Origin of the sequence: Roseibium sp. (genome assembly GCF_048261595.1) — a bacterium.
Classification (GTDB): domain Bacteria; phylum Pseudomonadota; class Alphaproteobacteria; order Rhizobiales; family Stappiaceae; genus Roseibium.
On record NZ_JBLXFW010000001.1, the window covers coordinates 1,341,153 to 1,361,264 of the forward strand.

Sequence of the window (20,112 nt, forward strand, 5' to 3'; positions counted from 1 at the left end):
CAGCCGGCGCCGATGCTTCAAGTCGCAACGTCAAAGGAGAACGCCCGGACGTCAGGGCGCGCAAAAGCGCTCCCCCGGTCCAAGCCGGCAGATCAGAGTTTTTCCTCGATGATCTTGCCCATGTCCTCAATCGACAGTGCTCCGGAATGCTTTTCACCGTTGATGAAGAATGTCGGGGTCGAATTGACGCCAAACTCGTTGGCACCGCGATCCCGCACCGCATTCACTGCGTCAAGCAAGCCCTGGTTTGTCAAGGCTTCCTCAAAGGACTCCTGTGTAAATCCGATCTGCTTGGAGAAATTCAGCAGTGAATTGTAAGGATTGTCGGTGAAGGCCCAGGCGCGCTGCTGCTCGAACATGATGTCGACGATATCGAAATACTTGTCGGCGGGAGCGCTGCGGGCCAGCATGAAGGCTGCTGCGGCAACGGCATCGAGCGGGAACTCGCGGAAGATCAGACGCACCTTGCCGGTGTCGATGTAGTCGGATTTCAGCGCCGGATAGGTCTTCTTGTGGAAGTTGGCGCAATGGCCGCAGGTCATGGAGGCATATTCCACGATCGTGACCGGTGCATCTTCAGAGCCGAGGATCTTGTCGCCGAGCGGGCCGGGCTTCAAAAGCTCGTCCAGGTCTACGCTCTGGGCGAACGCGAGCCCGGGCACGCCGGCAAAGGCTGCCGTTAGAGCAAGGCCGGAAGCGGCCTGAAGAAAGGTTCTACGGGAAATTGTCACGGGCGTTATCCTGTCCAGCGTCCTGTTGTCCATGTATTCGGTCGGCGGGCGGCTTCAGGCCATGAGCCCTTGTCCTTGCAGGGATCATGTGCCTGCAGACACCGCATTCGTCAACACAACAGAGCAAATATGGCCCTTGTTGGAAAGACCTATACGCGCGACTTCACAAACTGGTTATTTGGCAGGAACGCAACGTAGGGCCGTCTGTCACTCCGGCTTGCTGGCCGAACGTGCGATGATCTCGGCTCCGAGCTTCTTCAAGGCCTCGCGCAGGCGATCGTCGGCGACTGCCTCTACATGGCCCTCAAGCCGCTTTTTCTCTTCTATGGTCAGCGGCCGGGCGCGGCGCGGGCCGTCCTTGTGCGGCCGGGCCACCGGACGCTGGATGATCTTGATCCGGCCGACGGCTGCCCAGCCGTAGAAGGTGTTGATGCGTTCGATCAGCTGCGGTGTCTCGTGCGACAGCATCATCGCCGTCGCGCCATCGGTATGAACAACCAGCGTTGCCGGATCAGCCGTCATCTCGCCGTCCTCGCCGGTTCTGCGCGGCCAGACGAGACGCTCGGGCTGCACCCTTTCGCCGTAGCGCTCGCCGACAATATCAGGCCAGGCAGCGAGGATATCGACTGAAGCGAACCCGCGCTTGCGGCAGGCAGGTGTCATTGCCTTGCCGACCAAATCGGCAAGTGCCTTTGCACCCTTTCTTGCTCGCATCCCGGAAATGACGCTACTCCTTGCTGCCAGACGACGATTCCCGCCTGTGTGAACCTGCACCATCGGGCGGGTTTGCGTCAAAATAAAGACTTGCCTGCCGTCCACATGCGAACCCACAGAGTTTCCCAACGCTTTTCCCCAAGCTGGCAAGCTTTGCTCTTGAAACTACATTTGGACGCGACACATTTGCCGTCATGAAATCTTTGCCGACCTCCTCCGCACTTCTTGACTGGTACGACCGGCATGCCCGCGACCTGCCCTGGCGCGTCTCGCCGGCGGACCGGAAACTGGGGATCATCGCCGATCCCTATCATGTGTGGCTGTCGGAAATCATGTTGCAGCAGACGACCGTTGCGGCGGTGAAGGACTACTACGTCAAATTCCTTCGGCTGTGGCCGGTGGTGCAGGATCTGGCCGATGCTGCGGACGAGGACGTGATGAAGGCCTGGGCCGGTCTCGGCTATTATTCCAGGGCCCGGAACCTGAAGAAATGCGCCGAACATGTCGCCAGCGAACTAGGCGGTACCTTCCCCGATACCGAAGAGGGACTGCAAAAACTCCCCGGCATCGGCCCATATACTGCCGCGGCAATTGCCGCGATTGCCTTCAACCGGCCAGCTGCCGTCGTTGACGGAAACGTGGAACGGGTCATGTCCCGGCTGTACGAGATCGAGACGCCCCTGCCCGACGCCAAACCGGAGATCCGCACGGCGATGGCTGGCCTTACCCCGGATGATCGTCCCGGTGACTTTGCCCAGGCGGTGATGGATCTGGGCGCCACGATCTGCACCCCGAAGAGGCCTGCGTGTGCGCTCTGTCCCTGGACGGACGTCTGCCGCGCAAGAAAGGCCGGGACGGCAGAGACCTTGCCGCGCAAGGCTCCGAAAAAGGTCAAGCCGACGCGCAAGGGAGCGGCCTTCGTCATCATCCGGGAGGGCGACGGGGCCGTGCTGATGCGCCGCCGGCCACCAAAGGGCCTGCTGGGTGGCATGACCGAAGTGCCGGGAACGGACTGGGCTGAGGACTTCGATCCGGTGAGTGCAACAGATCATGCGCCGGTGAAGGCTTCATGGCGCAAACGAACGGGCATCGTGAAGCATACCTTCACCCATTTTCACCTTGAGCTGGACATCCATGTCTGCCGCGTTTCGCAAACGCTGCCGGCGCCGGGAGACTTCTGGTGGTCGCAGTCGGCAGCCCACGAGGACGAGGCCCTGCCCACGGTGATGCGCAAGGCGCTGGCGCACGGATTGGCGTGATACGGCCGGCATTTGTTCCACGGAGACAGTACGACCTCCCCCGGTTTATCCGGCAGGGATAAAATCAGCGCTGTTTTTCAATTGCCAACGGGCGCAAAAAGGAATTCAAGCAGCAACCATTTCAAATATCGGGGTTGCCGCGGATGTTCAGCCACACTCTTCCTGCACTTTTTTCCAGATCGGAAACCGCAGAGATCATTCGCCTGGCCGAAGATGGCCGCCTGAAGCGCGGTGGACTGGTCGGCGGCCAGCGCCATGACAACATCCGCCGGGCAGACATCTGCTGGCTTGACGATCAGGGCAACGCCAGCTGGGTGATGGACCGCATCGTCGATGCCGTCGCTCGGGCCAACCGCGCTGCGTTCAATTTCGATATCACCGAGTTCAAGGAAAAGCTCCAGGTCGCAGCCTATGATGAAAGCGACGAAGGCCATTACGACTGGCACTCGGATATCGGCGACGGCCCCATCGCACGCTACCGCAAGCTGACCATCGTCACGCAGCTCAGCGATGACGAAGACTATGAAGGCGGAGAGCTTGAGTTGAACGTCGGATCGGACGTCACGATCGCCCCGCGCGAACGCGGATCCTCGACCCTTTTCGCCAGCTTCATGCTGCACCGGGTGGTGCCGGTCAAAAAGGGCAAGCGCTACTCCCTGACCTCCTGGTGCCACGGACCGGAGTTCCGGTAACTGTCGCTACGGAAGGTCCGCCCATGTCTTGGCGGCCATTCAACGGCGCCAGCAAGGCGTGCAATTGCTAACCATTTGCAATTGTGTTCTTTTAAGGTCTGCGGCTGCAGAATATTTTGCTTCAACCGCAATCCTTCACTGGACCTATAACGTAGAATAGTTCTAAACTACGCATATCCAGCGACCTCAAAGCGGAGGCAAAAGGCCATGAAAGGCAACCCGAAAGTCATCGAGCGTCTCAACGAAGCCCTGTTCCTGGAACTTGGCGCGATCAACCAGTACTGGCTGCACTACCGCCTGCTGGCTGACTGGGGCTATGCACGCCTCGCCAAGAAGGAGCGCGAAGAGTCCATCGAGGAAATGCAGCACGCCGACAAGATCACCGACCGGATCATTTTCCTGGAAGGTCATCCGAACATGCAGAAGGTGGCTCCACTGCGCATCGGCCAGGACATCAAGGAAGTGCTCGAGTGCGACCTCGCAGGCGAATATGACGCCCGCACCTCCTATGCGAAGTCCCGCGACATCTGCAAGGATGAGGGCGACTACGTCTCCATGGCCCTGTTCGAGGAACTCCTGAAGGACGAGGAAGGCCACATCGACTTCCTCGAAACCCAGCTCGATCTTCTCGAAAAGATCGGCGTCGAGCGCTACGGCCTGCTGAACGCAGCCCCGGCCGACGAAGCCGAATAAGCCGAAACCTTCAGCACAACGATTTCCGAACGCGGCTCCTCACGGGGCCGCGTTTTTGTTTTGGCCGTTTGCAGTTACTGAGATGCTTACTGGCGAGCTTATCTATCTAACACTGCTCGGTCGGACATGATCAGGACGCAACGAAAAGATCGAAGTTTCATCGAGCTACACATCACGCAGGAAACATAAACTCTCGAAGTGCCGGTCTCGGCACTCAATCGTCAGTTTCCGCCGGATTTCGTTTCGCTTCGAACTGCTCCCAGACATGAATTCGTCCCTTCTGGCGCGCATCTGCAAGCCAGAGCTTTTTACGCGCACCAGGAACTTCCAATGTCCGATATCTCCCACCTGAGAATTTTGGCCAGTCGATTGCCAGACCCTGCCTTACCATCTCAGCCGAAAGGTCGCGCCCATCGTTCAGATAGCAACGAGCGACAGCTCGCCCATAATCATCGAGTTCGGTAACCTCGGCCCGAACCGCTTGTCCCCTGCACAATGAAATCAACGCCCACTTGGCCTTCTTACCGTACGGGTGGTCCAACTCTGGCGCATCAATACCAAATAGGCGAACCTGCGTCTTCTGAACCACCAGGGTGTCACCATCGACCACGTAAGCAGAGCCAGCGAGGACAGTTTCCGTTGGCGGATGCCTGGCGGTAGTCGCATCGAATGGCTGGCGCTGTGTCGCTGATACCTTGTGAGATCTAGTCCGAGGTCTACGGCTCTTGTATCGGCCGCGGTACCTTCCGGTGACTGCGATTACAGAAACAACAACAAAGAAAAAAACAAATATCTCCAACTTTACAACACCCCTTAAATCAATACAAAAAGTACAATTAAATTTTAGATCCGAATAGCACCTTGTAAAATTACTCAATTGAATCAATATCAAAAGCAATGAAATTAAATTTCAATAGGACTCGAGCGCACGTTCAATTTGATCGAAAATTTAGAATGACTACTTTCACCTACATACTACACCTAGATAATATTTTTGTCCGCTAGATTCCACCCGACTCTCAATGATTGCATTTTCTAGCAATGCATGCATAAGATGTATTCGCCGGTTATGCATACCCCCTGGAATTATCTGCAATCAGTCTGGGAGAGGACGAATGCCTGCATTTTTCAAAAAGCACTTGCTGTTCCCTGGCGCGTTTCTGCTTGGTTCGGTGCTCGCCGAGGGCGCCATGGCGCAGAACTGCGACGCCATCTGCACCGACGGAGAGACCTGCCTGTCCGCCGCAGTCTACCCTTACGTACCCGACATGACCGCCTTCACGTCAGCGATCTGCGAGGCCTGGCAGTCAGCCGGAAACACTGAAAAACTCTACCTGATCGCCGATGAGAACATCTGGGACGGCGGCTACTCCTCCGACCCGGTCTACACCAACGGCAGCGGCACCCAGACACCCATCGACGTCTTCGTCTATGACGCGATGTATCTGGAGTACTGGAAGACCCAGACCACGCAGATCCCCGCGAGCCTGATCACAGATGCGTCGGATTTCGTGCCTTATGCGGATGCCGCGCTGAAGCTCTCCAACGACGACATGCTGGCGCTGCCGATGCTTGGCTGCACCAACATCATGTTCTATCGCACCGGCGATGCGGGGATGGCGGGTGTCACCACCTTGTCCGACTTCCAGACCGTCAATCCGGCCGGTGTCTATATCAGCCCGGTCCCCTTCGGCATGTCGGGGGCGATGATGAACATGTCCGGCAAGACGACCATCGGCGTCGACTACATGATCAAGGGTTTCCTCGACAGCGGATCCTGGCCGTCCATGACCAGTGTCGACGCGGCCATCATCCAGTCGCTGGCCCAGATCTCCGAAACCGCCAGCTACTACAACGCCCTCACAGGCGCCGTACCCTCGCTGCCCGGTGTCGAGGACCAGTATGTCCGCGCCGGCTACTTCAGCGACGGCTACGGACGCACGTCGATCGGATTTTCCGAAAGCATGTCGCAGATGTCAGCCTCAACGCGAAGCAACCTGCAGCTCAGGGCTTTTCCTTGGACCGACAACACGTCCTCGCCGAACATGTTCTATGCAGACGTCGTCGGGGTGAACAGCAACTCACCCTATCTTGCCAGCACCATGCCCTTTGTCCTGGCAAACATCATGACGTTGCAGGCAACGGTCCAGACTGCCATCGCGCCATCGGCCACCGACCTGTCCTATCTGTTCCCGGCGCGCGTCAGCATCCTCAACGCGTTGAGTTCCGTCGACCCGCTCTATCAGCAGATGTCGGACGTGCTGAATGCTAAGACGACGATGCTGGTCACCATGCCGACCGAGGACCGCGATGCGTTCCACTCGTTCGGCGGCACCGTTGAGAGCGCTGTCGCGGACGCCTTCAGCGGTCATTGTGACCTGGAAAGCACCGTCTTCCCGGGGTCCAACTCGGAAGCGCCGTCGATCTGCACACCGCTGTGCGCAAATGCAGGCGGCTGGGTCGGTTCCTGGACCAACGTGTCCCCGCCCGCATGGCCCGGATATTCAGCCTGTGGCTGCAACCAGTGCGTTTCCGCATCGCCCCTGCCGTCGACGGCCGAGGAGGCCACGGCCATGGTGACCACCGGCCGGGCGCTTCACCGCTATAACCGGAACTAGGACAGTCGCCGAACGCATCGCTTTTCAAGAACCTGAAACGCGGCTCCCGAGGGGGCCGCGTTTTTGCTGGAGCGACACCGTTTCTGCCTTCATCAGCGCCGGGTGACCGGCATTTGACAAATCTCATGGAGCCCCGCGGGCGGGTCCGGCTAGGGTTTGGGCAACCTCGCTGTCCCATCCACGGAAGTTCAGAGTTTCCATGCCAGACCAAGCCGACAAGTCCATCGAGGACGTGCTCAACCTCAAGACCACTCCAGGCTCCAGGTTTCGCAAAAGCGCGACCTGGCTGATCGCACTCGCCGCGCTTGGCGGCGGTGCGGGTTACTATCTGCTGGGCCTCGGTCAGCAGGCGGACGGCCTGAGCTACACGACCAGCCCTGCGACCAAGGCCGACATCACCGTCCTCGTCACAGCCACCGGCACCATCGAGCCGACCAACCAGGTGGAAATTTCCAGCGAGCTGTCCGGCATCATCCGCGAGGTCAAGGTCGACTACAATTCCCGCGTCAAGACCGGTGAGACACTGGCCATCCTCGACATGGACAAGCTGCGCGCCAGCGTCGAGAGCGCCCGGGCAAAGCTGAACGCCGCCCATGCCAGGGTCACCGAGGCGGAGGCGACCGTCGTGGAAAAGGACGAGGACTACAAGCGCAAGGTCGCGCTGGAAGAGCGCAAGATCATCTCGGTCCAGGAGCTGCATACGGCGCTCGCTTCCTACAATCGTGCGCTGGCCGCGCTTGAAAGCGCCAAGGCCGACGTCACCGCCGCCGAGGCCGACCTGAGGCTGCACGAGACCAACCTGGACAAGGCCTGCATCTGCTCACCGATCGACGGCGTGGTTCTGAGCCGTGACGTCGATCCGGGCCAGGTGGTCGCCGCCTCCCTACAGGCGCCGGTGCTCTTCACCATTGCCGAGGACCTCAGCCAGATGGAGGTACAGGTGGATGTGGACGAAGCCGATGTGGGTCAGGTCAGGGAAGGCCAGCGCGCCAGCTTCACCGTTGATGCCTATCCGGAGCGAACCTTCGACGCGACGATCAAGGCACTCCATTTCGGCTCGGAGATCGTCCAGGGCGTCGTCACCTACCAGGCGGTGCTCTCGACCGACAACACGGACCTGCTGCTGCGCCCGGGCATGACTGCCACGGCGGAAATCAAGGTGCAGGAGGAAAAGGCCGTGCTGACCATTCCGAACGAGGCCCTGCGCTACACGCCGCCGAAATCCGGCGCGTCGTCCAGTAACGCCAGTTTCCTCGAAAAGCTTCTGCCGCGCCCGCCGCAGTTCGAAGCAGCCAGCAAGCCCCAGCCGAGCGGCAAGAAGCGTCGCATCTGGGTTCTGCGCGAGGGCGTCGCCCAGACCGTCGACGTCACCATCGGTATCACCGACGGCAGCCGCACGGAGGTCAAGACCGGCGAGATCGCGCCGGGCGACAAGATTATCGTCGAAGCGAAGAAGGCCGGTTGAGGGACGAGACGCAGATGAATGCTCCCATCGCTCCGGACATGACAGGCGCCCGAAAGCCGATCATGGAGCTGCGTTCCGTCTCCAAGATCTATGGTCAGGGACAGGCGGAAGTGCGCGCGCTTGACGGGGTGGATCTGGCCATTTCCGAACGAGAATTCGTGGCCATCATGGGTCCGTCTGGCTCGGGCAAGTCGACGGCCATGAACATGCTCGGCTGCCTCGACACGCCGACGAACGGCAGCTTCCTGTTCCAGGATGTCGACGTCGGCAGCCTCGGCCGCGACCAGCGGGCGCTGCTGCGCCGGCATTTCCTCGGCTTCGTGTTCCAGGGCTTCAATCTTCTCGCCCGCTCCGACGCACTGGAAAATGTCGAGTTGCCGCTGATCTACCAGGGCATGACCGCCAGCCTTCGGCGCAAGCGCGCCATGGAGGCGCTGGCCCATGTCGGCCTGAAGGGCCGCGAGCGGCATTTTCCCGGCGAGCTTTCCGGTGGCCAGCAGCAGCGTGTCGCCGTTGCCCGCGCCATCGTCACAGCGCCAAAGGTCCTGCTCGCCGACGAGCCGACCGGCAATCTGGACAGCAAGATGAGCGTTGAAATCATGGAGCTGCTCAAGGAGCTCAACCGGGCAGAAGGCATCACCATCATCATGGTCACCCACGAGCCGGAAATGGCGTCCTACGCGGACCGGATCATCCTGTTCGAGGACGGCAAGATCAAGAGCGACGGCAAGAGCCGGGAGGTGGCGTGATGCTGTATGAGACGATCCGCCTTGCGCTTCAGGCCCTGACGCGAAACGCCCTGCGCTCCTTCCTGACCGTGCTCGGCATCGTCATAGGCGTCGGAGCGGTCATCGCCATGGTGACCATCGGCAACGGCACCACGGTGAAGGTGTCCGAAGAGCTGTCCAAGCTCGGCAGCAACCTCCTGTTCGTGCGCCCGGGCCAGTTCGGCCCCGGCCGCTCCAGCGCAGAGGCCAAGGCCTTCAACGCCAAGGATGTCGCCGCGCTGAAAGATCAGCTTCGCGGGGTCAAGGCCGTCGCCCCGGTCGCCCAGACATCCGGAACGGCAATCGTCGGCACGGAAAGCCGCAGCACCAGCCTCATCGGCACCTCGAACGACTTCTTCATCTCCCAGGACTGGGACCTGCAGGAAGGCCGCCAGTTTCGTGATGGTGAACTGAGAAGCGGGCGTGCGGCCTGTATCATCGGCGAGACCGTCCGCACCGAGCTCTTCGGTCCCAATGCCGACACCCTCGGCCAGCGGGTGCGGGTCAACAAGATCTCCTGCGAGGTCATCGGGCTTCTGGCGGCCAAGGGTCAGTCCAGCTTCGGAACGGACCAGGACGACGTCATCCTGATGCCGCTGAGGACCTATCAGCGACGGATCGCCGGCAACACCAACATCACGGCGATCTACGTCTCAGCCAATGACAACGTACAGACCTCGAAGGTGAAGAAGGACATCGAGCACCTGATGCGCGAACGGCGCTCCATTACCGGCAACGAGGACGACGACTTCAGCGTCCGGGACATGAAGCAGATCGCCAACACGATGACCTCGACCACCAGCATGATGACCGCCCTGCTGGGTGCGGTCGCCGGCGTCAGCCTGCTGGTCGGCGGCATCGGCATCATGAACATCATGCTGGTGTCGGTGACCGAGCGCACGCGCGAGATCGGAATACGCCTTGCCATCGGCGCGCAGGAATCCCAGGTCCTGCTGCAGTTCCTGGTGGAGGCGATCGTTCTGTCCATGTTCGGAGGCATCGTCGGCATCGCCGGAGGGCTCGGCCTCGCCCTCGTCGCCTCACGCACCATGGCCATCCCCTTCATCCCCGACAGCCAGATCGTCCTCGTCGCCTTCGCCTTCTCGGCGGCAGTCGGCATCGTCTTCGGCTACTTCCCGGCACGCCGGGCGGCCCGGATGAACCCGATCGACGCGCTGAGATATGAGTGAGGGGGTGGAGACAGTCGTCAGTGGGGGGGGCGGACGTTCATCTAACATTTAACGAAGGTCAATCCACGGACAGCTCCATTAGGCCCTCATCCATCAAGGCTTTCGTCCAAGACACCAAATCACCATCCTGTAACGTGGCCGTAGGGGTATCTAATGTTTTGCGGTACTCTATAAATTCCCGCCTGATCTGCTTCTTGGTTGTGGAGAGGGGTTGCTGAAAAGCAAATTTTGACACGATGCGCGGATTGCTAAAGTAAAATGTCTGCCGTAATCCCTCATTGCTACGCGTTTCGTGTTTGAATTCATATATGACACCGAAAGTCCAAGGGCCGAGCTCTCCATAGAAATAACCCAGAAGTTTCTCAAAAGGCTCGATCATGTTTTCGAAAACTGCATCAAAACGGAAATGGCGCGATGAGAAGATTGATGCGACATAGTTCATCTCTCGATTGAGTTTAGAAAATTCTGCAAATGAGAGTGATACATCTCCACATTTTTCCCGCCCTAGCAGCTCGACCAGATGATGTCCCACCATTTCAAGTTGAGGCGTCCAAGGCTCCGCCTGAAATCTACCGCTGATTTGCCCAGAAAACATTTCTCCAATTTCTGTTTGGACTTTGTATTTAAGCGGACCAATTTTCGACCAATTGATCAAGCACAACAAACCTAACTGCTCTAAAAATGTATGTCGCCCGGCTAAGTTATAGTTCAATTCAAATTGCTGTTTATTTGATCCAGGTTTCGCAACTAGGTTAATGTGACCCGCTTTAATACGGGCGCGAAACTCTGGATGGCCTAGGCTCACAGTAGTGGGTATCCAAGCGAGAGCCGGAATGTCGAATGAAGTTCCGTTATTAGATATGATTTGGAACGTTAACTTTTTACCTTCGCGAGTAAAGCTTAAACGTCCACCGCTAAAATCTTTTAGGGGTTCTTTTGAAATAATGCCAAAACGTTTGTCGAAAAGACGAAAATTCTCAATCGGCAGATCTTTGATCAACCCTAGCTCATGTAAGACAACATCACCCACTGAGTTCAAAGGCCCGAAAGTCACCTTTCCCTCATGGGTAAATTCACCATATCCAACAGTTGCAATTAATTCCGCTTTTCTTACGGCATAACTTTCGCCTCCATATTTACTAAGAATATTCAAAATCCAGTCAATAGGATTGCCATCAAGACGATCTTCTTCAGTAAAATTAAGTAAAACAGCTTGCTTATGAAGTTCTATTTTTCTATTAATATCAGCTTCACGTGCACGTTTCAAATAATGCGATATTTCATATTTCCAGATATGACGACCATACAATTTTGGTTTTGACGACGAACTTACATAGTGAAATAGAAAAACAAAGCTCGGCAGCGGCGATTTGGCCGCTTTGATCGCATTGGATAACTTGAGCTTAGTTCGAGGTTTTCTGCCATTGGTCGTCTTGATCTGCGCGAAACACTGAAACAAATGTGTCTGCAAATCGGCTGGAAGCCGTGTATTCTTTGGCGGCTCAATATCAATAACATGATCCCAACCGTGCAAATCGTCGGACGCCTTATTGACTACTGCATCAGCGCAAGCTTCTTGATCCTGACAGATAGCAGCAAAATTGGCCTCCCCGTGTCGGCTCTGTCTAGACATTGTGTCCCGTCTGAATTTCAACCTTTGGAACACAATTTTGGCTGTTCAGAGTGGCAGTGTAAACAAACATTAAGTATTTTTTAGAGGATCCCTGATCGTGATCTACATGGCCGCCCACGTCCTCTGGCAGATCCTGGTATAGACTTGAAGACGGGGAAACTGCTTCCCACTAATCGGGGCGTTTTCTATATCCAGACGGCTCCTCCCCCCTCTGTCTCCTGGCGGAGACATCTCCCCCTCAAGGGGGGAGAGGAGAATATGCGGCATGGACGCTGACACACGGGGCCTCGAGCGCGCCCTCCCCTCATCCGGCCTTGCAGGCCACCTTCTCCCAAGGGAGAAGGGCTAGGCGGTAGCGCCTCCTTTCCCTCTCTACCCTCACTGAAACGCCACCTCGCCGGAAGTCCTGAGTTTGCACGAGTGCAGGTGCTTCCGTCCGCCCTCATCCTGAGGGTGAGCGCAGCGAGCGTCTCGAAGGATGGGCCGCTTGTCCCGAGTGCTCCGCCCATCCTTCGAGATGCAGCCCCCGGCTGCTCCTCAGGACGAGGTGGTGCAGAGGATAGGCTCCTCAGATGCGCTCACTGGGGCGCCGTCTGAGCGAAGCTTCTAAGTTTGCCGGAGTGCAGCTTCCGGCCGGTATGTCGCGGATCTTTTCCAGCTCCCTTGTACTGATTTCCAGATGCCGGCGGCCTGGCGCATTGCGGGCGGGTACGCGCCAGGGCCGTGGCTCAGATCCAAGGGGCGAAGGGACCATAGGTCCGAGACTTATCGAGCATAAGCTGCCTTGATCGCCTTCACGGTGTTTTCCGTGTTGTCGATCGCGCTGGCGATCATGCGGAAGTTGGTGAGCGATGCGGCGTAGCCGTTGTAGTGCTCCGTAATGGCGCCGGCCGTTGCATCGGTAACAACCATCACGTCGAACCCGGCCTCGATCAGCCCGCGCATGTGGGATTCGGTGCAAAGGTTGGAGGACATGCCGGCCAGAATGACCTTGTTGATACCGCGCTTGCGCAGCTGCAACGCCAGATCGTTGCTGTCCGGGCCGTAGACCTTGTGCGGGCTCGTGACAACGGTCTCGCCATTGTTGATATAGCCCTTGTAGCGGTCCAGCCAGTCGGCGCCCGAACCTTCGAAGCCGGTCATGTCGAGAGCCGACGGCCGGTCGAACATTCCGATGTTGTGCATCAGCTTTTCCAGCGTGCCTTCGAAATGCCACTTGTGGTCATGTTCGAAGTAGTAATGCGGGGACACGAACATCGGCATGCCGGTTTCGTCGGCGACCTTGAACAGGGCTTCAAGGTTCTCGACAGTGCCGTTCTCGGTGATGCTCTGGCCGACCACGCCCCAGGTCACGCCATCGGGGGACAGGAAGTCATTCTGCGGGTCGGTGATCACGATAGCCGTGTCGTTGGTCGTGACCTGAAAGCCCGGCATCGGCAGGCCATCGTTGATTGGCGGCAAGGTCGCGGTTGCTGCCCGAGGAGTTTCGTTCTGCCCATAGGCAAAGTCGGCTGCGGCATGAAGAAAAGCCGTCGCGGCCAGGAACACCGGAAACAGGGGATGCCACTTCAGTCGTGTCGTTCTCATGATTGCCTCATCGATAGTAGTTCGGTTCCAGATTTTAAGTATCCGGATCGGTAAGGACGGGCGGCGGTACAGACAGGTCGCGTTTCCCTTACGTCCTTTTCATCCGGACGAATATCGGTATAAATTTCGAGGGGGCGTTCTTATTGTCGCTGCGTGTCAATGTTTGAACCGATGGCGTCAATCAGAAGTGAGAAGGAACTGGATTGCGCGCGAGGGCATTGCGCGCGAGGGGGGCACTGTGCCGGAAGTCTCGGTTCTGTACGTGAAGAAGATGGTCGACAACGCGAGTCCGGCCTGCGATCCGGAGGCGCTTTACGCGAGCATCGGACTGACGTGCGAAGCGGCTGCAAATCCATCACGGATGATACCGGCCGATGACTATTACACCTTGCTGGAGACGATCGCTGCCCGTGAATCCGGCGACATCCGGTTTCACATGGGGACCTCCACCTCGATGAAGTGCGAGGAGTATGGCGCTGTCGGCCTCGCCTTCAAGTCGGCGCCGACATTGCGCCATTCGTTTTCGCGCCTCGACCGCCACGCAAGGGCCTTCAACAAGGTCTCGGTTTTCGAGCTGGTCGACGAGGGCGACACCGCACGTTGGCTTCATCACAAGCGCGAACCCAGCCGGAAGGGGCTCTTCATCTCGAACGAAGGGGCACTTGCCACGATCATCACGCTGTGCCGGGAGGCAAGATCGCCGGCGTTTGCACCCAAGGCCGTTCACTTCCGGCACCAGCCGCTCGGGTCGGAACGGGCGCTGGCGGACGTCTTCCGGGCACCGATCACATACGGTGCCGAGATTGATGCCATCGTCTTTTCGTCCGAGGATTTCGACAGGCCCAACACGGTCGGGGACTGGAGCATCTGGAGCTTCTTTTCAAAGCACGTGGACGACGCGCTTTCAGCCGAAGACGCGGATTTCGGGCTGGAAAAGGAATTGATCCAGGAGATAGCGGACCGGCTCAGCGACGGCGTCCCGTCACTGGGCGAGGTCGCGTCCAGTCTTGGTATCGGCCCGAGGACCCTGCAAAGGCGGATCGCCGACCGCGGCAAGACCTATCAGGCCCTGGTCGATGAAGCCCGGGTGAAGCTTGCGCAGGAACTGCTCTCGCGGCCGAAATACTCTCTTGCCGATGTCGCCTTCATGACCGGCTTTTCCGAGCAGAGTTCCTTCACACGCGCCTTCAAGCGCTGGAACGGCCTGACACCGAAGGCCTACCGCATGTCATTGGCCGAACGGGGACCCTCGGTGTTTTGACCGAGTGCCCTGCCCTCACTGGAACGCGGTCTCCGCGAAGCTTCTGAGCTTGCGGGAATGCAGCTTCTCGGCAGGCATGTCGCGCATCTTTTCCAAAGCCCTTATGCCGATTTCCAGATGCTGGGCGACCTGGCGCTTGTAGAAGTCCGTCGCCATGCCCGGCAGCTTCAATTCGCCGTGGAGCGGCTTGTCGGAAACGCAGAGCAGCGTGCCGTAGGGCACCCGGAAGCGGAAGCCGTTGGCGGCGATGGTGGCTGACTCCATGTCGAGCGCGATGGCGCGGGACTGGGAAAAGCGCTGGACGAGGCCGCGCTGGTCCCACAGTTCCCAGTTGCGGTTGTCGATCGAGGCGACAGTGCCGGTGCGCATCACCCGCTTCAATTCGTAACCGTCGTAGCCGGTGATCTCGGCGACCGCATCTTCCAGCGCGATCTGAACCTCGGCCAGCGGCGGGATCGGCACCCAGGTCGGCAGGTCATGGTTGAGAACGTTGTCCTCGCGCACATAGCCATGGGCCAGCACGTAATCGCCCAGGGTCTGGCTGTTGCGCAGGCCCGCGCAGTGGCCGAGCATGAGCCAGGCATGGGGGCGCAGCACCGCGACATGGTCAGTAATGGTTTTGGCGTTGGACGGGCCGACACCGATGTTGATCATGGTGATGCCGCCATGGCCCTTGCGCTTGAGGTGATAGGCCGGCATCTGGGGCAGCTTGGCCGGCGCGCTGCCGCTGACGGGCTCTATGTCGCCGGCGCGGGTGACGAGATTGCCCGGCTCGACGAAGGCCTCGTAGCCGCTGTCCGGATCGGCCAGCAAGTCATGGGACATGCGGCAGAATTCGTCGATGTAGAACTGGTAGTTGGTGAAGAGCACGTAGTTCTGGAAGTGGCCGGCGGCGGTCGCCGTGTAGTGCTGCAGGCGGTGCAGGGAGTAGTCGACGCGCGGCCCGGTAAAGGACGCCAGCGGCATGGTGCCGTTCGGCTCGTAGGTGCCATTGGCAATGGCGTCGTCCATCACCGAGAGGTCCGGCAGGTCGAAGATATCTGCCAGTGGCCTCTCGACCGCGGCAGCGGCCGCGCCGCCTTCCACATGAGCGCCGTCGTAAAAGGCGAAATGCAGCGGGATCGGCATCTGGGAGGCGCCGATCATCACGGGCACCTCGTGGTTCTTCATCAAGAGCGAGATCTGCGTCTTCAGGTAATGGCGGAACAGGTCCGGGCGCGTCACCGTGGTGGAATGAACGCCGGGACCGGAAACGAAGCCATAGGCAAGACGGCTGTCGAGGCGGACGTGGCTTTCGGTGACGATACGCACTTCCGGATAATAGGCACGGACCCTGCCCTCGCGCGGCTTGCCGTCGATGAGGTCCTGGAAAGCGGATCGCAAAAAGTCGGTGTTGGTTTCAAAAATCTCAATCAGCCGGTCGACGGCAGCGTCCGCATCGGTGAAGGCCTCGAAGGGCCAGTCGGGGGAAACATCGAGCGGGCGCGAAAGCGTTTCGGCGGAAAATGGAATGTTGGACAAATCTGTCTCCTTATTGTTGTAGTTAACCCAACAAGATCTGCCTTTCGGGCCCCTGCGTCAATTGGCGGTCAGCAGTTTTGTGAAATATTTTTCATCTCATGCAATTTTATCCGATTGGCATGTCAGACACATGTCGACCGCCGAACGAGGCATCACACCCCGGCGCGACCCTGCTTTGCGGGCCTTGGTTAAAGACTGCCGCAAGGACATGTCAGCGTCATACCCGCCGCCTGAAAAAAATGTTTCACGGCATTTTCAGCACGCTCTTAACCAATTGAATCCGGCCTGACGGAACCCGCAATGACAAAGCGGCGGTTTTCCGCGCCTTTGTCATGGGACACTCGGTTAACTTCTCATAAAGGTTTTACGAATGTAAACAAAGCATTGATTCAAAGGGAAATTTTAAATTCAACGCTTAACACCTGATTTACCAAACCCGGTAACCATGACACTCGAAATTGCGTGAGGTATTGCGTCGCAATGAGAGTACTGCGTACCGGGGTGTCCTCCGTGGCACCCCACCACACTTCCGAGACCGCCGGGGAACCGGCATGGCTCAACACGATCATGAAGGGCGACTGCGTGGCCGCCCTCAACAAGCTGCCGTCCAAGTCGGTGGACCTGGTCTTTGCGGACCCGCCCTACAATCTTCAGCTGGGCGGCGACCTGCATCGCCCGGACCAGTCGAAGGTTGATGCCTGCGACGACCACTGGGACCAGTTCGAGAGCTTCGAGGCCTATGATGCCTTCACCCGCGCCTGGCTTTTGTCCGTGCGCCGCGTGATGAAGGATAATGGCTCGCTCTATGTGATCGGCTCCTATCACAACATCTTCCGCGTCGGCGCCATGCTTCAGGATCTGGGCTTCTGGATCATGAACGACATCGTGTGGCTGAAGTCGAACCCCATGCCGAACTTCCGCGGCAAGCGCTTTACCAATGCGCATGAGACGATCATCTGGGCCACCAAGTCGAAGGACGCCAAGCCGACCTTCAACTACGACGCACTGAAGACCTTCAACGACGACCTGCAGATGCGCTCCGACTGGCACCTGCCGCTGTGCACCGGGTCTGAGCGCCTGAAGAACACCGACGGCGACAAGGTCCACCCGACCCAGAAGCCGGAAAGCCTGCTCTACCGGGTTCTGACCGCTTCCTCAAATCCGGGCGACGTGGTCCTCGATCCCTTCTTCGGTACCGGCACCACCGGTGCCGTGGCCAAGAAGCTCGGCCGCAATTTCGTCGGCGTGGAGCGCGAGCAGGACTATATCGACGCGGCCACCGCCCGTATCGAGGCAATCGAGATGGGTTCCGGCGCCTCGCTGGAGATGCAGAAGGGCAAGCGCGCCGAGCCGCGCATTCCGTTCGGCAACCTGCTGGAATCCGGCCTTCTGGAGCCCGGCACCGAGCTGACCTGCGCCAGGGGCAAGCACCTTGCCGTGGTGCGCGCCGACGGCTCGCTGAAGTCCGGCGACCACACCGGTTCGATCCACAAGGTCGGCGCCCTCGTTCAGGGCCAGAGCGCCTGCAACGGCTGGACCTTCTGGCACGTAAAGAAGGGCCGCTCCCGTTCGCCGATCGACGATCTGCGCCAGGAAATCAGATCCCGCCTGCGCTCATAAGCAGGCCGGCAAAAGACCTCGCACTTCCCCGCGACACCCTTGCCCCCGTCTCAGCAATGAGGCGGGGGTTTTTCCTTTCGGGCACATGCAACGCGTCGCCCCCCATTTCACATTCCCTCCCCCCGCCCGTCCGGTGATTGAGACGACCGCGCGCGGAGGATGCGATGACGCTTTCACTTGCGAACCTGGTTCTGGTTGCCCGGCTTGCCGGCCGCCACCGGTACCCTGCGCAACCCACCGGTCGATCGGACAGCGAACTTCACGCAGATCAACCGGAGGACCCGACCATGCCAACCCCCACCCCCATCGCCCTTATCAAGCCGGCCAACCGCCTGTTCGGCACCATCGACATAGACACCCATGCCTACACGTTTACGGACGGCCAGTTGCCCAGCACCTACTACATGACCGGCGACGGCCCGTTCCTGCGGCTGCGGCCCTTGCATAGATCCGGGTTCGGCATGTTCCGCAAGCCGACACGGGTCGTCGGGCTCTATACCGGCGCATGGAACTCGGCCGAGAGTTTCCAGGACAACCGGGACCACAATGCAGACATCCTGTTTTCCTATCTCGGCTCCAACGCGACGGATATCGCCGATGCGATCACGGCGCTGAAGGTGAACGCGGTCACGACCCAACAGATCATCGACCAGAACGCCGCGGTGGTCCGGCCCAACCTTGCCAATGCCATCGTCTACGTGAACAGCGGCACCTTGGAAGGCAGTGTCTTCGGCGGCGATCAGGTCAAGACCAACAACTACTACCGGCCCATGAAGGTGGTGGATGCGACGACCGCTGACAGCACCGCCCATACCGGCCACGCTTTTGCGACGGCGGATGCGGCGCAGCGCTATTACGAGGCGCAGTATCCCGGCCTGCTCGGTCAGTTGATGCAGCTCGGCCAGGCGGCACAGGTGATCAAGACCGACATGAGTCCGCGCGGGGCAACAGTCATCACGCCGATCCAGACCAATATCCAGTATTACCCGGAGGCGATGTTCGAAAGCCGCGCCGACCAGCTGGTCTTCCTGCGCAGCTTGTTCATGAGCTTTGTCTAGAGGCCATTCGTCTGTTTGCACTGCTGTGGCGTGTTCTCATGACCCGGCCATGGGATCCAATCGGATACCGATCGGCGTCCTGCCAGCCCGGACATGTCACGGTATCGATCCCCCCCCCGAGAGTCAGGAGCAGGGGCAGGCTCCATCAAGTCCGGTGATGACGATGGGTTGGCCTAGGGCGGCGCAACACCAGTAGCCGTCATCCCGGACTGAGCGACGCGAAGATCCGGGACCCACTCGCAGGTCCGCTTGCCGAAGCGGCGGGAACGGGTCGGGCACCTGCCGAGCGGACATTGCTGACCTGATCCGCTCTGCAAACGAGTAGGCCCCGGATCTCCGGCCGCGCCGTCGTCCGGGGTGACGAACGAGGAGGCGGAGAGGAATGCGGAAACACCCTTATGCCTCCTCGATTTCCCACAACCCTCTGAAATCATTGCCTCCGAATTCCTTTGTCCCTCACCCCTCCGACCTGACTTACACTTGGTGCTGTTCTCGCCGTCACGGGGCCCTGAGTGGACCGACCGTTCGGGGCGGCGGGAGCCGGAGGTCAGGAGCGCCTATGCGGGATAACGGACCGGTAGCGTGCTCCGGCGGATCGCTCAAGCCGAAGGCGCCACGGGTGACAGACGTGGGACAGCCCGGTCAGAGAGGCGACGGGTCGGGGAGAATTGACAGCCCTCCTCGCAGTCCGCAGTGGCACGCGGATGGAAACCGGAGCGCTCGGCGAGAAGCCTGGGACAGGCCTTCGGGCAGGCGCGACGCCTTGCCACTCACCCAACCAACCCAATGCGCCCGGCAAGTCCGGCGCGCCTGCCATCCCGTGGCTTTGTTCACGGACCACCTGCCAAAACGCCGGAGGCAAGCCTCGCGGCGCTATTGGTGCTGGCGTCACGTCATCAGACCCGCGTCTGGAACGAAATCCGGAAGAAACGAGTTTGATGACAAACCTCTCCGGCCTGCCTTCCCGGACGCAGCGAAGCGAAGATGCGGGATCGGTACTCATCTCAATGCAGTGAAAAAAAGCATCTATCAATGGGGTCCCGGCACAAGGCCGGGACGGCCAACGCAGACAGAGGGGCAAGACCGTGGAGCGAAAGCAAAAGCGGCGCATAGAGGAGGAGAGGCTCATACCCCCCCTCTGTCTCCTGGCGGAGACATCTCCCCCTCAAGGGGGGAGAGGGGAACAAGCGGAACGGCCTGGATCGCCCCCCAGATCGGCTCGGGGCAGGCTCCGTCGAAGCCGGTGATGACGGGGGATGTAGCTAGCCAGACGTGGCGTCGCAGCTTTGGGGCAGCTATCCTT

General features: G+C 59.3%; 16 protein-coding genes. 10 read left to right on the top strand and 6 right to left on the bottom strand.

What is annotated here, in order from left to right:
• Positions 1-92: 92 nt before the first annotated feature.
• Entirely contained in the window at positions 93-731 is a 639-nt protein-coding gene (locus tag ACN0SY_RS06040; protein ID WP_417685359.1) for a thioredoxin domain-containing protein, read from the bottom strand.
• 207 nt (positions 732-938) lie between these two features.
• Positions 939-1,445 carry a DUF721 domain-containing protein gene (locus ACN0SY_RS06045; protein WP_417685361.1) on the bottom strand — a complete coding sequence of 169 codons (507 nt, stop codon included), beginning with the start codon at positions 1,443-1,445 and terminating at the stop codon, positions 939-941.
• 194 nt (positions 1,446-1,639) lie between these two features.
• On the opposite strand from ACN0SY_RS06045, the gene mutY reads away from it, so the two are divergent.
• From mutY to bfr, 3 genes are all read left to right on the top strand, one after another.
• On the top strand, positions 1,640-2,704 hold the full coding sequence (gene mutY, locus ACN0SY_RS06050) for an A/G-specific adenine glycosylase (RefSeq protein WP_417685363.1): 1,065 nt from the start codon (positions 1,640-1,642) through the stop codon (positions 2,702-2,704).
• A 143-nt stretch (positions 2,705-2,847) separates the two neighbouring features.
• Positions 2,848-3,396 (top strand): 2OG-Fe(II) oxygenase, encoded by a 549-nt coding sequence (locus tag ACN0SY_RS06055; protein WP_417685365.1) that lies wholly within the window; start codon positions 2,848-2,850, stop codon positions 3,394-3,396.
• Positions 3,397-3,603: 207 nt separating this feature from the next.
• Positions 3,604-4,089, top strand: a complete 486-nt coding sequence (gene bfr / locus ACN0SY_RS06060) for a bacterioferritin (protein ID WP_417685367.1) — start codon at positions 3,604-3,606, stop codon at positions 4,087-4,089.
• Positions 4,090-4,303: 214 nt separating this feature from the next.
• Here the strand turns inward: bfr and ACN0SY_RS06065 are convergent, their stop codons facing one another.
• Positions 4,304-4,678, bottom strand: coding sequence for a thermonuclease family protein (locus ACN0SY_RS06065; protein WP_417685369.1), 375 nt, complete (start codon positions 4,676-4,678; stop codon positions 4,304-4,306).
• 526 nt (positions 4,679-5,204) lie between these two features.
• On the opposite strand from ACN0SY_RS06065, the gene bcmE reads away from it, so the two are divergent.
• The 4 genes from bcmE to ACN0SY_RS06085 all read left to right on the top strand — a co-directional run bounded on the left by bcmE (position 5,205) and on the right by ACN0SY_RS06085 (position 10,129).
• Positions 5,205-6,707 (top strand): thiamine pyridinylase, encoded by a 1,503-nt coding sequence (gene bcmE, locus ACN0SY_RS06070; RefSeq protein ID WP_417685371.1) that lies wholly within the window; start codon positions 5,205-5,207, stop codon positions 6,705-6,707.
• A 199-nt stretch (positions 6,708-6,906) separates the two neighbouring features.
• Positions 6,907-8,172, top strand: coding sequence for an efflux RND transporter periplasmic adaptor subunit (locus ACN0SY_RS06075; protein ID WP_417685373.1), 1,266 nt, complete (start codon positions 6,907-6,909; stop codon positions 8,170-8,172).
• 14 nt (positions 8,173-8,186) lie between these two features.
• On the top strand, positions 8,187-8,921 hold the full coding sequence (locus ACN0SY_RS06080) for an ABC transporter ATP-binding protein (protein WP_417685375.1): 735 nt from the start codon (positions 8,187-8,189) through the stop codon (positions 8,919-8,921).
• Complete coding sequence (locus ACN0SY_RS06085; RefSeq protein WP_417685377.1) at positions 8,921-10,129, top strand: ABC transporter permease; 1,209 nt, start codon at positions 8,921-8,923, stop codon at positions 10,127-10,129. The genes ACN0SY_RS06080 and ACN0SY_RS06085 overlap by 1 nt, the downstream gene beginning before the upstream one ends.
• A 58-nt stretch (positions 10,130-10,187) precedes the next feature.
• Here the strand turns inward: ACN0SY_RS06085 and ACN0SY_RS06090 are convergent, their stop codons facing one another.
• Together ACN0SY_RS06090 and ACN0SY_RS06095 are read right to left on the bottom strand one after the other, a co-directional pair.
• The gene (locus ACN0SY_RS06090) at positions 10,188-11,762 is read right to left on the bottom strand and encodes a hypothetical protein (protein WP_417685379.1); all 1,575 of its coding nucleotides are present in this window, start codon (positions 11,760-11,762) and stop codon (positions 10,188-10,190) included.
• A 765-nt stretch (positions 11,763-12,527) separates the two neighbouring features.
• Entirely contained in the window at positions 12,528-13,349 is an 822-nt protein-coding gene (locus ACN0SY_RS06095; protein ID WP_417685381.1) for an isochorismatase family protein, read from the bottom strand.
• A 187-nt stretch (positions 13,350-13,536) separates the two neighbouring features.
• On the opposite strand from ACN0SY_RS06095, the gene ACN0SY_RS06100 reads away from it, so the two are divergent.
• Entirely contained in the window at positions 13,537-14,610 is a 1,074-nt protein-coding gene (locus tag ACN0SY_RS06100; RefSeq protein WP_417685384.1) for an AraC family transcriptional regulator, read from the top strand.
• Positions 14,611-14,625: 15 nt separating this feature from the next.
• Here ACN0SY_RS06100 and ACN0SY_RS06105 read toward each other — a convergent pair whose 3' ends face one another.
• On the bottom strand, positions 14,626-16,122 hold the full coding sequence (locus ACN0SY_RS06105) for an AMP nucleosidase (RefSeq protein ID WP_417685895.1): 1,497 nt from the start codon (positions 16,120-16,122) through the stop codon (positions 14,626-14,628).
• A gap of 489 nt (positions 16,123-16,611) precedes the next feature.
• Here ACN0SY_RS06105 and ACN0SY_RS06110 point away from each other — a divergent pair, with 489 nt between their 5' ends.
• Both ACN0SY_RS06110 and ACN0SY_RS06115 read left to right on the top strand, forming a co-directional pair.
• Positions 16,612-17,751: a site-specific DNA-methyltransferase gene (locus ACN0SY_RS06110; protein WP_417685386.1), complete on the top strand. Its 1,140-nt coding sequence runs from the start codon at positions 16,612-16,614 to the stop codon at positions 17,749-17,751.
• Positions 17,752-17,915: 164 nt separating this feature from the next.
• On the top strand, positions 17,916-18,809 hold the full coding sequence (locus tag ACN0SY_RS06115) for a hypothetical protein (RefSeq protein ID WP_417685388.1): 894 nt from the start codon (positions 17,916-17,918) through the stop codon (positions 18,807-18,809).
• Positions 18,810-20,112: the final 1,303 nt, after the last annotated feature.